Consider the following 16,149-nt stretch of genomic DNA (forward strand, 5'->3'; position numbering starts at 1 on the left):
CACCTTTTATAAATAGTCAATAAACTGCCTACGAAATCTCACATGAAGCAAGGAGCCGACAGTAAACATAAAAATAATGATTCCCCAAAAATATAATGTATAAACAGAGAACAAAATAGAAGTCGAATCATATACTAATGCTTCTCTATACAATTCTATCACATAATAAAAAGGATTTAATTTCATTAAGCTTAAAAATAATTGTGGCATATTCTCTTTAGGTTCCCATAATATAGGTGTTATAAAGAAAAGCATTCTCGTAACTGACTGAATTAACAAATGAACATCTCTTACAATTGTTGATAATGTCGAAGTAATAAAGGATAGCGCGATTAAAAAAATTGTTAAAGATAACATTCCATAGATTAATATTAGAAAATGAACCGAGCTGATTCCTTGATTAACGATAACAATAACGATTAACAACATCATTAATATCAAATGCGTATATAATCTAGAAAGTATCACGTATGAAGGAATAATACTTAATGGAAAATTCATTTTAGAAACTCCACTTAATCGAGCATAAATAGAATTTGACCCTTGTATAATAGATGAACTTATATAAAACCATGGAACTAAACCAGATATCATCCAAACAAAGTAAGGAACGCCATTAACCGGCGCTCCCCCTCGAATTCCCAAACCAAATATTATCCAATAAACACCTATTTGAATTATAGGATTTAAAAACACCCATACTATCCCCAACATATTAGCTACATATGTTTTCTTTAATTCATACATTGATAATCTACGGATTAAATATGCATATTGAAGCTGCTCCGATAATATGGTTTTTATCGATTTCACGGTGTAACCACTTTTCCTTTTACTTCTTCATATACATTTCCAAAATTAATGATTTTTATATCGTTATCTGTAGTTGCCTGCACACAATTGCGTGTATCAAATACCAACGCTTGTTTCATAATAGGAGCTAACTTTCCATAATCTAATGTTTTAAATTCACTATGGTCCGTTAAAATTAAAATTAAATGCGCATCCTTAACAGCCTCTTCTGCTGAATGTAGTTCAAAGAAATCAGATTCTACATGAGGATCATGTGCTGCAACTGTAATTCCTTCGTTACGAATTAAATCAATTACATCCATTGCAGGACTTTCGCGCATATCATCAACATTTCCTTTATATGTAACACCAAACGCTGCTACCTTTGGAGATTCTATACCATTAAGTAAACCTTTTACTTGCGTAGTTACATATTGTGGCATAGAAACATTCGTTTCTCGAGAGAGTTTAATAATATTCGCTAATTCAGGGGCTTTTGCAACAATGAAGTATGGATCAACTGCTAAACAATGTCCTCCTACGCCTGGACCTGGGTAATGCAAGTTTACACGTGGATGTTTATTAGCCATTTCAATTACATCTAATACGTTAATATCTAATGAATTACAAACTTTTGTTAATTCATTTGCAAGCGCAATATTTACATCACGGAATGTGTTTTCCATAAGTTTGGACATCTCCGCTGTTTTCGCATTTGTTTTTATGATCTCTCCCTGGACAAACACACCATATACACGAGCACCAGCTTCTGCACAAGTAGGAGTAACACCACCAACAATACGGTTGTTGTATACTAATTCATGTAAAATTTGCCCTGGCAGAACACGTTCTGGACAATGAACAAGATAAATATCTTCACCAACTGTAAATCCAGCTTCTTCTACTAAAGGTTTTACGTAGTCATCCATACTACGTGGTGCAATTGTAGATTCTACAATGATAACATTACCTTTTTTTACAAATGGTAATACTTGTTTTGTAGCTGTTAAAACATATGTTAAGTCACAAGACTTATGTTCATCATCATGGTTTGGTGTTGGAACAGAAATAATAAAAGCATCCGCTTCTTCAGGTGTTAAAGACGCACGAAACTTCCCATCTGTAACAACCTTTTTTACTACATCTCCAAGACCCGGCTCTTCAATATGTATTTCACCGTTGTTTAATTTATCTACTACCTCTGGATGAATATCTACTCCAACTACTTCTGCCCCATATTGTGCAAACATTGCTGAAGTCGGTAGTCCAATATAGCCTAGGCCCATTGTACATATTTTCACTTTTTATAACCCCCATAAAATTATTATATCAATTTTGTTAACTATTATTTATTAAATCAAATTAAATGTCATAAGTCTATAAATCTGACAATAATCACCCAAAAAAAAACAATTCCAAAATTATGTAACATATATACCTTTTTATCTACATTTAATCATATATAAATTATTAAAATTATTAAAATTATTAAAACTCGACAAATTTCAACTTTATATTGCTTTAGTTTTTTAAATATCGGTATACTTAGTTATGATAAAAAGTCCCATATCAATAAAAAATGAAAGGTTGATTAAATTTGTTCAAAGACTATACAAATATAATTGTACAATATGAGGAATTATATAAATCAGAGTTCACATACAACAAACCCTTTATCTTAACAGTAAATTGGAATAACACCAAATATGAATTTTTTATTAATTTAAAGCCAAATGCTTCAAACTTACTTGTATTTGGTTCTGGAGCATACAATCCTCAAAAAATGAAACCACCTGTTTTCCAAAGACATTCATGGATTGACCATTTTGAAGATTCAATTGTTTTCTATAATGATCCTACCTTATATCTAGGACCAATGAGTCTTGGTTGGGGACATGGTACAACAGAAAGATTTTATCTAGAAGATATCGCTAATATCCTCCAAATTATAATGGATAAAATTTCTATAAAATCTCAACAAGTCTTGTTTTATGGAAGTTCTGGAGGTGGATTTATGTCTCTAGCACTAGGTGGATTTATACAAGGATCAAAAGTTCTTGTCAACAATCCTCAAACCATTGTAAATAATTATTATGAATCACATGTTGATCGTTTATTTAAATTTTCTCATCCACAATTAAACAAACAGGAAATTCTAAAGAAATTTCCAGAACGTTTAAATATTTTAGAGCTATACAAAAAAAAGAATTACGTTCCAGAAATTTATTATTTACAAAATATTTCTTGCGGACATGACATGAAAAATCACGTGACTCCTTTTGTTTCTGGATTAAAATCCTTAGGTGAAACTATTAAGTTTAATCAAGTACACTTTGATTTCTATTTTGATAAAGAATTAGACCATAATCCAGTAGATTTAGAAAAAACATTATACTATATATATAAAGTGAAATCTTGATTACTATAAATCACTTCAATATCTCATTTTTTCAATACAATTAACTCTACTTAGATTATTAAAATTAAGAAATAAATATGCATGCTTTGCTTTTTTAATGTTTATTCTCCCCTAAAAGATCCTTGTATAACAATCCTTTAGGGGGAATAAACATTAAAAAATATTACGCTAATTTAACAATATAGTAATGTGCCTTTTCCCTTCTCTTCTACAAATAAGCTTGACTTCAATCTATAAGAAAGAGCAGATCCCCCTCAAATATTAGTTTTATCCTTATACATTTCAATACTTAGTGAAAAAAGCATTTTTTCATTTCTTATAATTTATTAATTAGGTTTTAATACAATTATGAAAAAACTTTTCTCTTAAAGATTTTCTTCATAATTGTATAAGTTATTACAAAATGAGGTGTATACAACAAACATTATATTATTTGTTTCCATACAAATTAAAGGACAGATGGTATGCCCCTTCCTTTGATATCCTGCTTTAAACATAGAATCGAATAATCTTATTACCAACTTCAATAGAAATTAAGCGATTTACCTTATCAAAACTTGCAAAGTTAAAAGTATCAATAGCTTCTTCTCCAAGTTTAATAGCAGTAAGGAAATAATCAGAGTTAACATTCTTAGAAAATTCCAACTGATTTATTTCTGTTGTTTTTCCAAATTGTTCAGAGATAATAGCCTTAGGTGGATTAATTTGTCCCTTATGGATATTCACATTATCAATATCATTAATTTGCTCAAATTCTATAATTTCATTATCACTAGTCATTCTAATCTTCGAGTCCATAATCTCTTGTATTTCTATGTGTGGAGCCAAATTAAAGTATTGTGATACATCTACAAAGTTATCACTTAAAATTTCATCTAAAATAATTACTATATTAGGCTTTAGGAATATGACTGTTCTTTTAAACAATACATCTTCATAACCACCATTTATCCCTTGAACCATATCCATTTTATGTGTCGAAACGAATGAAGTAGTTTTGATTTTCCGACTTGCGCCTTGGAATTTATCAAATGTATATCTTTCATTAGGAAAAGCAATAGTATTATGCGCCTGAGGTGAAATAACATAACTCCTTACTGGCGAGCGACCATAACTATATTTTCCAGGGTCAACTAGAATGTCACGCCCTTTATAAAAAATATTTACTGATAAGTCATCATAATGCTTATGTGTAGTAGTACCATAACCACAAACAAATGATAGCCATGTAGAATCTTCAGGATTATTATCATCTTTTGATTGCATGACGGTAATTCCAGCTACTTGATCATGAAAACTCTCATAAATTTTATTTTGTGCACCTATTGGAAGTAATCCAGAATCCCCAATAGCAGGTGTCAATCCATTAGGTTTTACAATATACTTAAAGTATTCATCTGACATTTCCATTCTTCGGACTACATCTTCCCCTAAAGTTAAACCATTTTTATTCAAGAAATTTTCAATAGACTTGTATAAGTTTCTTACAATTCTATGATACTCTGGAGAATTTTCTAGATGCACACCTTGTTGACTATAACTAAAATAGAATGTATCTTTTAAACGCCAAATACCTTTTTCAATCCACCTATCCGATTCTGGATGATCTAAAATAATCCCTAACATGATTAAGGCACGATCCATCATAATTCCATGGTTGTTTTTATGGTAATTATTATCATCAAAAAGATATTTACCATGTGTAACTAGCAATTCAATATACTCTTCTTCTTTAATAGGTAGTTTTTCTTTCGCTATTAATGCTAGATAAACCAAATTATGTGTCCGATAAGCAGTAGGATGATCATACCAAAGCATTTTATTATTCGGTTTCGTTTTTTCGTAATTCATCCAAGATAAGAAAATTTCTTTTGCCTTTTCTATATATTTCTCGTCATTTGTCTGCTCATACGCGTTTAATAAGTGACATAGAACATTTAAAGCATGCATATATAATTGGTATGTATCTGGTGCTGTATGATGGCGGTAATTCCAATCTATCCCTTCCTTAAAATCAATTACATCCAAACTATTAAAAAAGTGAAATTTATTATTTAAAATAAGATTAGCAACCCGTAAAGTATCTTTAGACGTTTTGTAAATTTTAATAATCTGATTTGTTTTCAAATTCTTCAAATGTACTTTATATTCCACAAGCACTCTTCCTCTCATGTAAATCATTATCATCGTAATTAGTAACAAAGATATAAGTTAGTAAACTTATATCTTTGTATAACAATCCTATAAAACCATATATTCTTCTTTTATTGATGTATAATCTTTATTCTCATGCCACTTAGCAAAGCGAATAAGCTCGGGATCCTTCAATTTTACATCTTTCTTATACAAATCAAAGATTTCAGCAATAATTTTGATTGATTCTAGTGCTTCATCCTTTTTAACTTTTTGCAGTTTAGCTAAATACCAATTTTTAAAGTAATATTCGAATCTTCTTTCTAGATAGTCCTCTAAAATACCATGTCTTCTGAGTGCCTCTACCCTACGTTTTTCTAAAGCATGATATTTTTCATAAAACCTTTTTGAAATACTATTTACTGTTGATCCAGAAACAGCTGCATAATAAACATGTACATCTAAGTTAACAGCCTTCACTTTATCTGAATGTAGCATTAGTTCATGGAAGAATAATGTATCTTGTCCAGCTGCTCCTACAACCATACGTAATGAATTATTATCAATAACCTCTCTTCTAGCTACTAGCGCTTGAATGCTTGCTGCTTTGAACTTACTGCTAATTAGCAACTCTTTTGTCTTTCCCTCTACTATATCCTGTTTATTATGCTGTACAACCGTTCTATAATAATTTAAACGCATAGCTTTATCTGATAAGCGGAATATATTTCCTACGACGAAATCATAATCATTATTATTAATTTCATCATAAAGCTTCCGATAAGCATCATTTACTGCTTCATTGTCGGGATCTAAATAAGTAATATATGGTGCTGTTGATAATTCAAACCCCTTATTACGTGGACGTGAAGCACTAGCACTTCCTCCATCATTAAAGAAATAAGAACTTACATTACAATAATCTTCAGCCAATCGGCTTACAATTCGAGGTGTATAATTATCAGTGGACCCATCATCGACAATAATAATTTCCATATCCTCAAACATACTACTACGCTTCAAGCTGCCAAAACATTTATTTAGTAAATAATCACCATTATTGTATGTTGGTATAATTACAGACAATTTATAATCTTTCGGTTTTTTCACCTGTTCTTTTAAAGAACGATTATTAAACTCAAAACAATCTATACTATAGCCATTTGGAAGCTCTACAGCTCCTGTCATTCTTAATAGATCTTTTGTAGCATACGATTCTGTCCAAAATACTGTTCTGTGCTTATCATACATCGTTGTAACATAATCATGTTGCACACCAGAAACAAGTATATCTTTTTCGTAATAAGCTTCTTTTGTAACATAATCGCAATTCGTGTACTTAAATGCATTAATCATGTCTTCAAGATAAAATTCTCGATATTCTTTATCCTCACTAAAGAATGCCACAAAATCATACTGTTTTTTTGAATGTTCATTAAATTCATTTTCTAACATTAAATCTTTGTTTGGATATGTTTGTTTTTCAAACATTTGCTGAATATGCTCAGATTTATCTTTAACAACTACAGCCACTCTTCTTTGAATCTTTTGAGATGAATAACCTATAGTGTCTAGCAATTGCTCTAAACGATGAAATGTTGTTTCACTCGTCATTACTTTACGAACACCATACATTTGATGCTTATACTTTTCTTCCTCTGTAAAACCATTTAATATATCTTGAACCTCATTTTTATCATGAACTAAAAATACATTAGGAAATTTATTATTAATAGCTGTACTATAATTAGATAAAAGAATGTTCCCTAATGCTTGCAACTCATATACACGATTTGCAAACATGGTTTCACTATATTTTACAGAATTTAAGTTAATGGCCCAATCGTATAGCTTATGTAATTTTTGTAAATACCCATGCTCTACAGAAGGCGAAACATACTTTGTATACTCTTTAGGGAAGAAGTACTGAGCATTATTTAATTCATAGTTTCTATCAATAATTTTCAGGCCTGCTTCTCCATCAAGAATACCATCGAATATCATTCTTGTATCTTCTTGTCTATGCGGATATTTATCATACCAAGAACCTGCAAATAAAACTTCTTTTTGTTTAGTAAACTTTTTAATTCCTATGGGGTTATGGTAAATAGGATTTACTCCAAAGTTTAAGACATTTACATTTTCATTTTGACAGTCTTTTTTATAATCCTTTACAACTTCTTCAGCAGTAGTAAAAATATAATCACATTTTTTTGCTAATTCAATAAAGCGTTCGTAGTTAACAGGATCTTCCTTGGAATAAAAAACAACTTTTACGCCTTTTTCCTTATATATTTTAATGATTTCAAATAGCTGTTCACGACGTTTGCGAGACTTTGGATTTCCCAGACCTCTCCATTCTAGATTCAGACCTTTCCAAGTCGTTGCAATAAAAAAGACATCCAATTTATTTGCATACTCTCGATAATTTTCAGGTGTAATATAAATAAAATTAGCAATACCATTAAATGAATTATATAAAAATTCATCCGCAATGATACCAATCTTCACCTTTGCCTTTGGATAAAATTTACTCCCATTACTTTCTGGAAGTTCTTCCAACATATATTTAATTCTATTAAAATATTCCTTATCACAATTTCTATTGCGATGATCAATGTATTCGGCTTCGATATTTTTTCCCTCTACTTTTAGCTTTGGAGCTTCAATGGTTTGAATGCTAGAAACAGGCGTCTTCTCAATACGTCTTGTATTTTTCTCTTTTATCGGTATTTCCTGCTTAAATAATTTTAATTCTTCTTTTTCTATTTCTATTAATTTCACTTCGGATATAATATCCTGTCGAAGTGAAATTTTTCGTTTTTTAATGTTATTTAATCTCTGATTTATCGAATCATTATTCAAATTTTTCCCCTCCAAAACTTTTTTTACGCCATTGCCAATAAGATAATGTGACTTTTCCAAGTTTTGAATGACTTAAAGCATCATGTCTGTTTGAGATTTTTTTATGTTCGTTCAATAATTTCTGATAACTTTTCAGCAATTTCTCTTCTTTTTTATAAGCTTCTAATAGCTCTTCTTGTATTTTTACAGTTTGCTCACGGGATTCAATAGTTGCTTCTTTTTTCTCTAATATAATATCCCTGTATTGCTCTAGCCCTCTATTTGCTTCAACAAACTTTTCATTTAAGGCTTTATGTTGTAATCCCTGACCTTTTATCGCCTGTTGAAAAGCACGATTTTCCTTTCCTTTCTCAACCACAGTCTTATTTAGGGCTGTCACTATAATATCCTTATGTACTAACTGCTTTTTAATCTCTATTAAGCTAGCATCTTTTTCGAGGAGTTTTTCATCTTGTTTCTGTAATATTTCATTTAATTCATTAATCTTATTAATCTTTTCTTCTAATGAACTGCTAAATGTTTTATGGAAATCCCTTTGTTGCCCCAATTGTTTCCGTAGCATCTGATTTTCTTTTTGAAGATCATCATTTAAAGATTTAAAATCCCTAAGTTCTTTTTGAACGTTGTCAAAACCGTTGCGCTCTTTTTCTATTTTCTCAATATATTGTTGCTTTGTTATTAATTTTTCTGTATAACTACATTCCATATTATAAAAATTCTCTTCTAATTTTATAATTAACTCTTTGTTTAATGATAACTCATACTCTGCTTCACTAGCCTTTTTAATAACCACTCCGAGGGAATCACCGATAAATTCTATTTCCGTGATTACTGCCCCTTCTACAGGTAATTTAAATACATCCATTAGATAATATGCTTCTTCATTGTTTAGTGAACCGTTTACTCCAAATGGAACTGTAATAATGATTCTGCCTTGATTATTTAATAAACGCAGAGCTTTTTTTATAAATTTATGTGGATCCATTCCATTTTTAAAAATTCGATTCATAATAATGCAATCATATTTCCGTTTATTAAAGCGATAATCTAGAAATTTAACCACTTTAAATTCCACATGTTTCTTAGTACGATTAGATTCTTTCTGAAGTATTTTCCTCGCAGAATTAATTGCCTCCCGTGAAACATCTATCCCAAGGACCTGTTTCCCTTCTCTACCAAGTAGCGTTGAAACAATTCCTTGAGAGCAATCTATATCTAGCACTTTCCCACCGATGGCATTTTTGTATATCCAACTTATACGATTATCAAATTCATCAATTTTTTTTTCTTCCTTCTCTTCATCATTTACCTCTGTCATATAAGTTAAAGCTTTTCCCATGGAATCTCACCTCTTCTTTATTAATTAAATCTTTTTTCCAAGCACTTCTTTATAAAGTTGTAAAAAGACTTTCTTCTCCAATTCCCAATTATATATCTCTCTTGCCTGAAAACAATTTCTTGTCATTTCTTCTCTCTTTTCCGGATTATCTAGTAAATTATTGACTCCTTTTGCAATTGAAGCTGGATCATGAGAATCAACGCAAACCCCTATATTTTCTTTTTCAACTACCCCTTGTATTTCAGGGAAACTACAGGCAACGACCGGTACACCACTCATCATATATTCGAATAACTTATTGGAAGAAGCGGAATAATGATTAAAACAAACATTATTTAGTAATTGAAATCCTAAATAAGCATTTTTTGTATAGTGGCTCAACTCCTGCACCGGTACTTTTTCCACAAACTTTACTCGATCCTCTAACTCCATATCTTTTACCATTTGTTGTAACTCCGGTTTAATACGTCCATCCCCGATAAATACTACGACCCCTCTTTTAAATAGAGGAACTGCCTGCACCAATTTATCAAGACCACGTCCAATTTGAATCCCGCCTTGATATAGAAGAATTGGCTCATTTTTTGAAATGTTTAATATCCCATGTAAATCTATTGAATTACTCATTTCCGGGAGCGAAACAAATGGATAGTTATGAATTACTTTTGGATAAAACCCATATAACTCTTCTGTATACTTTGCTCTTGTATGATTTTCCATAATCATCACATCACAAAATTTAATAAAAAACTTCTCCATAATCCCATAAATATTACTATTGTATCCTGTCCTACTCGTCTGTACTTCATGCGAGTCATAAATAAGCTTTTTTCTGTTCAATATTTTCGCACATATAACCCCTTGTAGTAGCGTATTTAAATCATTCGAATGGTATATATCATACTTTTTTTTAAAACCTGCTCGAATCATTCTAAGCAATATCGTCCCTCTCACAAAAAAAGTTGCTATCTTTCTCTGCGAGAGTAAAAAGGTCAATAATAGTAAACTAACTGTTGCTATCGGAAACTTCCAAATTCCTAACATTACGAAAAGGCCAAATGCCGCAATTATAGCGGAATTTTTCATCGCTACCCTTTTAACACGTTTGGCCAATCCAAATACTTTCTGTAATGTTGGAACTCTATTTTTTACACGAGTTACCGTAAATCCTTTTTGGTGCTGTTCCCACATAGGAAGATCAACTTGCTTCCAATCATGAATACAAATTAAATCCACTTCATATCCAGATTCAGATAAAGCCGTACATTCTCTTAATACACGTGCATCATTTGTGAAGTGATTCCATACAAACATGCAAACTTTCTTCTGTGACATCTCTTTCCTCCAATATATGTACTAAAGTTTCAATATTGGTTTTCCAACGTAATGTTAGGAAAGCATATTGATATCCATTCTCCCCTAGTTGATTCTGCAACTGTTTATCCTGTGCCAATTTGATAATATAATCCGCTAATTCAGCAACCGTTCTTTTTTCAGTAACAAAACCACACTGTGCTTCTTCAATGACCTTTTTTGCATAGCCATCAACATCTGCAACAATTGGTTTTCTCATACCCATGTAATCCATAATTTTCCCAGGGAAAACTTTTTTAAATACTTCTTTTTCTACTAAACTTACATAAGCTATATCTGCAGCAGCAATTTCAGCAAGAGCACCTTTACGATTTTTCGGTTTAATCAATTGAATATTGGAAAGCTGCCTTGCTTCAATGCTCTCTCCAATATCCTTTCTTTGATAGCCATATCCAATAATTTTAAACGAAATATTTTTATACTCTTTCAAATACTCTGCAACCGAAATTAATTTTTTAATATCTTGTGCCAATCCTATATTACCAGTATAAATAACGGTTAATTGATTACTACTTCTCTCCTTTGAAACGATAGATAGTTCCTCTTCTGTCAAAGAGTTAGGTATAAACGAAATACGCTTTGGCGAAATACCTTTAGAAGTAATATACGGAATAAAACCTCTACTATTAACAACAATTTCATCGGCTGCATGATATATTTTATACTCTAATTTATATGCAAATTTCAATATCCATTTTTTATCAAAAAACCCTATCCCAATTAAAGATTCCGGCCATAAATCTCGTACATCTAAAATTAATTTCGCTTTCATTTTTCTTTTCGCAAACATACCTGCTACAGCGATAAAAATGGATGGCGTGGAAACAAATACATAATCATATTTCTTTTTCTCTTTACATATTGCCAAAATCAATCTAATAGCAACTTCTATGTATAGCAGCAATCTTCGGAAGAGGTTCCGTGTATATTTCCGTGTTTTCGGATGAATGCGTACTGTATCTTGTTCTATATTCTCATCATACCAATAATTTGAATCTTTATATAAATTACGATTTGGATAGCTAGGATCAGAAGTCAATACCGTGACATCATAACCTCTTTCCTTTAATTCTAAGTATATATTTTTTTGCCTATTAGCCGCGCTACCTATTTCTGGATAAAAGTTTTGTGTTACTATTAAAATTTTTTTCATACTAAACTAATCTCCGCCCACCTATGATGTTAACATCACTTTAATAACCCAAATTATTTACAATCTAAAAGTGAATATCTTTAAAAAATTATATAAAAAGTAAGATTTATACGTCTCTAAGAATACTATGAAACATGCATGAGTTAAATACCTTTTTGTAAATTTACACATAGACATTTAACGATATTAACCCCTCGAGTGAATGTATGTGTAATATTAGAACATAATAAAATACCTATACAAAACTGAAATATATATTCAAGTTTTGCATAGATATTATCGAATTTTATTTCAACATACGTTTTGGTAGTTTATCAATATTCTCTAACATAATACCTGTACCAATAGCAACACATTGCATTGGGTTTTCAGCGATTAATACTGGTACCTTTAATTCTTCTGCTAGAAGCATGTCGATACCGTGTAATAAAGCTCCTCCGCCTGTTAGAATAACACCGCGGTCGATAATGTCCGCAGATAGTTCTGGTGGTGTGCGCTCTAGTACGCCTTTTGCAGCTTGTACAATGATAGCTGCGTCTTCTTTTAGTGCTTCTGTAATCTCTTCAGAGCATACTGTAATTGTACGTGGTAAACCTGTTACCATGTCACGTCCGCGAATTTCAAGCTCTTCACTACGTGCACCTGGGAATACTGTACCAACTTTAATTTTAATATTTTCTGAAGTACGTTCTCCAATTAATAGCTTATACTTACGTTTAACGTAGTTTAAGATTTCCATATCAAACTTATCGCCAGCCATTTTGATAGAGGAAGAGGTAACAATATCACCCATAGAAAGTACGGCAATATCTGTTGTACCTCCACCAATATCAACAACCATGTTTCCGCTTGGCTGGAAGATTTCCATACCAGCACCAACTGCGGCTACTTTTGGTTCTTCTTCTAAAAATACTGTTTTACCACCTGAACGTTCAGCAGCCTCACGAATTGCTTTTTGTTCTACAGATGTGATATTTGTTGGACAGCAAATTAAAATACGAGGTTTTGAAAAGAAGCTCTTCACGTCCAATTTGTTAATGAAATACTTTAACATTGCTTCTGTAATTTCGAAATCTGCGATTACACCATCTTTAAGTGGACGAATTGCTACAATATTACCAGGTGTACGTCCCACCATACTTCTTGCTTCTTCACCTACTGCTAATACTTTTCCACTATTACGATCAATTGCCACAACAGATGGCTCATTTAATACAATACCCTTACCTTTAACATGAATTAATACGTTAGCCGTACCTAGGTCAATTCCGATATCTCGCGCAAACATTCCCGTCATTTCCTCCTCGATATTCAAAATCAGGTTACACCCGAATTCTTTTACACCTAATTTCTGATTTTATCATAAATTTAACAGAAACGTAATATTCGCAAAAAGAATTCTTCTGAAAAATATTACCGAATTCACAAGGAATGTTTGCTATTTTAGATTTATTGGCGCACAGGGTTTTCTGTATCTTCTTTTCGGTACTTTTGCTTTGTTGCTTCTCCACCTCTTAAATGACGAATAGACTTATGATAATCAAGAATTTCTTTCACTTCATTTGCCAGCTCTGGATTAATTTCTGGCAAACGTTCTGTTAAATCTTTATGGACTGTACTCTTTGATACCCCAAACTCCTTTGCGATTACACGCACTGTCTTTCTTGTCTCCACGATATACTTGCCAATCTTGATAGTTCTCTCTTTGATGTAATCGTGCACACCACTCGCCTCCCTAAATTGGATGTGAGAAGTGTGAAATGAGACTCGCTGCATACGACTATGAAGTAAATGTGAGTGCTGTTTGTAAGCGTTAAACATTCTTGGATTTATAATGAAATGATTCACGATTTCTCACCTCAAACACTCTCTTTGCATTGGTTTATACCATTGTATTGCCCGCACTACTGATATATGCTACAAGTTGAGTATTTTTAAGGATGAAAATAAATAAACCCAAATATAGACCATCTACTTAGGATTTTTTTCTTAGACTATCTTAGTTATTATCATTCATAAACTTTCAAAATAATTATACAAACTAGCAAACAAGTATTCATCATTTATTACTTTTAGCTAAACATAAAAAAGGATTGACTTTTACTAAAAAGCCAATCCTTTTCTAATATATTCTTAAGCCTAGATAAGTGTACTACGCTACATTTGTTAAGCTTAATTCGAAAAACACATGAAAATTATTTTTCCACCTTTATTTCTTCTGTAAATCTTGAATTCATTTTTCCGTTCTTATCCCTCACATACACTTTGACCCTATATGTACCAGATCCCTCTATATCATATGTTAAAGAAGGGTTTGATTGGTAACCAATCTTTTTGATAACTTCTTCACCCTTATGGATATAATAAGCGTACTCTACACCCTCTCCCTCTACTTTTGTATCAACTTTTAATGTCTTCTCATTCACTTTATTAATCTTCACTTCATTAATTACTAAAGGCTTAGCTTCTTTATTCTTTTCGCCCTTTTTATTTTGCTCTACTTTGTCCTTCGTATTTCCTTTAGCAGGTTCATTTCCACATCCAGAAATCAACAGTGCTGTAGCAAATAATGGAACAATTGCTTTTTTAAACATTCTTACTCCTCCTTAAATCCATTACAACTTACAACAAATTATAACAAAAGACACTCGATACTTACATTATTAAAAAACTAATTTCATTAATTTTTTAATAATTTTTTTATAAAACAGCAACCACAACAAACGCATCTAGTATAATAGCAAACAAAAAAACAACGCCTTCATAAAAGGCGTCACTCTTCTCGCTCATACTCTTCTTCTAACAACTGATGGTGGGGGACTTCTTTCTTACCGGCAATATAATAATATAAAGCGAATAAAACAAACAATAAAATGATAGCAATCGACAGAACAGATAAAAATGACACAGTATCCCCTCCCTTTTGTAATATATATTCGAGAATCTCGTCATTTTTCCTTGTTATTGCAACTTTTTTCTCGAAATTGATTATTTTTATATAAAAATAAAAAAATCAGCTCTCCTAATGAGAACTGATTTTTTCACTTTATTATTCTTGTGAAGAAGAACCGTTAGATGATTCTGTAGAACCATTCGTTGATTTTTCTTCTTTTTGAGATTTGTCATCTTGTTTGCCGTTCGTCTCTTTATCACTAGTCGAACCGCTTGTTGATTTCTCTTCTTTTTGAGATTTCTCATCTTGTTTACCGTTCGTCTCTTTATCACTAGTCGAACCGCTTGTCGATTTCTCTTCTTTTTGAGACTTATCTTCTGTTTTACTTTCTGGTTTCGTGCTTGTTGACTTTTCTTCTTTTTGAGATTTGTCATCAGCTTTTTTACCAGAAGCATTTGTCGCCTTTGCAGCACCTGCATCAGCTTTAATTTCTGCTACTGATTTATTTAAATAACGCTCAGGGTTCACAGCCACATTGTCTTTACGTACTTCAAAGTGAACGTAAGAACCTGCATCTTTATTCATTGCATTTAGACCTGATTTTCCTAACACTTCACCTTGCGCGACTCTTGCACCTTTTTCTACTTTCACACTGCCTAAGCTTTGATAAGATGCTGCTACACCATTTCCACTATCTACTGTTACAACATAACCAAGAAGTGAATCTTTTTCAGCTTTCGTTACTGTACCACTTAAAGCAGCTGTAACATCAAATTCTTTTCCGTTTTTCGCAGCAATGTCAATTCCTTTATTCGGGGAATATGTGTTGTTATAAAAGACAAGTGCTTTTTCTTGTTCCGCCTCTGATGCTGCATCTTCATAGAATTTCTTCTGTACTACTACTTCTGCATTTACTGCAGCTGGTATTTTCACTACTTCTGAAGATTTTGTTACTGGTACTGCCGGATCTTCCGTTTGTGTATACGGTGTTGCTTGATCTTGGTTCGGAGCTTTCTTTGGATTAGCTCCCTGGAACCATAGCGCAACCATTAAGATTACCGCTGCACAAGCAATGTATAGTGCCGGAAACACCCATCTTTTTTGAAATAAATGTACTACTTTTTGCGACTTTTTACTATTTCTTCCTCGCATTCCATCATCACCTCAGCAATCATTTTGAA

13 protein-coding genes are annotated in these 16,149 nt (G+C 31.9%); 1 reads left to right on the forward strand and 12 read right to left on the reverse strand.

Translation table 11 applies throughout. The features are described from left to right. Nucleotides 1-6: 6 nt before the first annotated feature. Together NSQ69_RS26030 and NSQ69_RS26035 are read right to left on the reverse strand one after the other, a co-directional pair. A complete protein-coding gene (locus tag NSQ69_RS26030) occupies nucleotides 7-813 on the reverse strand; it encodes an ABC transporter permease (RefSeq protein ID WP_341099819.1) in 807 nt (268 codons plus the stop codon). Next, nucleotides 810-2,093 (reverse strand): nucleotide sugar dehydrogenase, encoded by a 1,284-nt coding sequence (locus NSQ69_RS26035; RefSeq protein ID WP_341099820.1) that lies wholly within the window; start codon nucleotides 2,091-2,093, stop codon nucleotides 810-812. Before NSQ69_RS26035 ends, NSQ69_RS26030 begins: the two co-directional genes overlap by 4 nt. Before the next feature lie 296 nt (nucleotides 2,094-2,389). Here NSQ69_RS26035 and NSQ69_RS26040 point away from each other — a divergent pair, with 296 nt between their 5' ends. Beyond that, nucleotides 2,390-3,211, forward strand: coding sequence for a glycosyl transferase family 2 (locus tag NSQ69_RS26040; protein WP_341099821.1), 822 nt, complete (start codon nucleotides 2,390-2,392; stop codon nucleotides 3,209-3,211). 489 nt (nucleotides 3,212-3,700) lie between these two features. Here the strand turns inward: NSQ69_RS26040 and NSQ69_RS26045 are convergent, their stop codons facing one another. The 10 genes from NSQ69_RS26045 to NSQ69_RS26090 all read right to left on the reverse strand — a co-directional run bounded on the left by NSQ69_RS26045 (nucleotide 3,701) and on the right by NSQ69_RS26090 (nucleotide 16,120). Further along, nucleotides 3,701-5,398, reverse strand: a complete 1,698-nt coding sequence (locus tag NSQ69_RS26045) for a heparinase II/III domain-containing protein (RefSeq protein WP_341099822.1) — start codon at nucleotides 5,396-5,398, stop codon at nucleotides 3,701-3,703. Nucleotides 5,399-5,452: 54 nt separating this feature from the next. Continuing rightward, nucleotides 5,453-8,209, reverse strand: coding sequence for a glycosyltransferase (locus tag NSQ69_RS26050; RefSeq protein ID WP_341099823.1), 2,757 nt, complete (start codon nucleotides 8,207-8,209; stop codon nucleotides 5,453-5,455). Next, nucleotides 8,202-9,548, reverse strand: coding sequence for a class I SAM-dependent methyltransferase (locus NSQ69_RS26055; protein ID WP_341099824.1), 1,347 nt, complete (start codon nucleotides 9,546-9,548; stop codon nucleotides 8,202-8,204). Before NSQ69_RS26055 ends, NSQ69_RS26050 begins: the two co-directional genes overlap by 8 nt. Before the next feature lie 24 nt (nucleotides 9,549-9,572). Then, nucleotides 9,573-10,883 carry a glycosyltransferase gene (locus NSQ69_RS26060; protein WP_341099825.1) on the reverse strand — a complete coding sequence of 437 codons (1,311 nt, stop codon included), beginning with the start codon at nucleotides 10,881-10,883 and terminating at the stop codon, nucleotides 9,573-9,575. Then, nucleotides 10,834-12,075 (reverse strand): glycosyltransferase family 4 protein, encoded by a 1,242-nt coding sequence (locus NSQ69_RS26065; protein WP_341099826.1) that lies wholly within the window; start codon nucleotides 12,073-12,075, stop codon nucleotides 10,834-10,836. The genes NSQ69_RS26060 and NSQ69_RS26065 overlap by 50 nt, the downstream gene beginning before the upstream one ends. A 286-nt stretch (nucleotides 12,076-12,361) precedes the next feature. Further along, nucleotides 12,362-13,363, reverse strand: a complete 1,002-nt coding sequence (locus NSQ69_RS26070; protein ID WP_341099892.1) for a rod shape-determining protein — start codon at nucleotides 13,361-13,363, stop codon at nucleotides 12,362-12,364. Nucleotides 13,364-13,524: 161 nt separating this feature from the next. Continuing rightward, a complete protein-coding gene (gene spoIIID, locus NSQ69_RS26075) occupies nucleotides 13,525-13,797 on the reverse strand; it encodes a sporulation transcriptional regulator SpoIIID (protein WP_002089714.1) in 273 nt (90 codons plus the stop codon). A 473-nt stretch (nucleotides 13,798-14,270) separates the two neighbouring features. After that, nucleotides 14,271-14,669, reverse strand: a complete 399-nt coding sequence (locus tag NSQ69_RS26080) for a triple tyrosine motif-containing protein (protein WP_341099827.1) — start codon at nucleotides 14,667-14,669, stop codon at nucleotides 14,271-14,273. 179 nt (nucleotides 14,670-14,848) lie between these two features. Continuing rightward, nucleotides 14,849-14,983, reverse strand: coding sequence for a hypothetical protein (locus NSQ69_RS26085; RefSeq protein WP_002016211.1), 135 nt, complete (start codon nucleotides 14,981-14,983; stop codon nucleotides 14,849-14,851). 141 nt (nucleotides 14,984-15,124) lie between these two features. Next, the gene (locus NSQ69_RS26090; protein ID WP_341099828.1) at nucleotides 15,125-16,120 is read right to left on the reverse strand and encodes a peptidoglycan DD-metalloendopeptidase family protein; all 996 of its coding nucleotides are present in this window, start codon (nucleotides 16,118-16,120) and stop codon (nucleotides 15,125-15,127) included. Nucleotides 16,121-16,149 lie beyond the last annotated feature (29 nt).

The organism is Bacillus sp. FSL R10-2201, assembly GCF_038008665.1.
Taxonomy (GTDB): Bacteria; Bacillota; Bacilli; order Bacillales; family Bacillaceae_G; genus Bacillus_A; species Bacillus_A mycoides.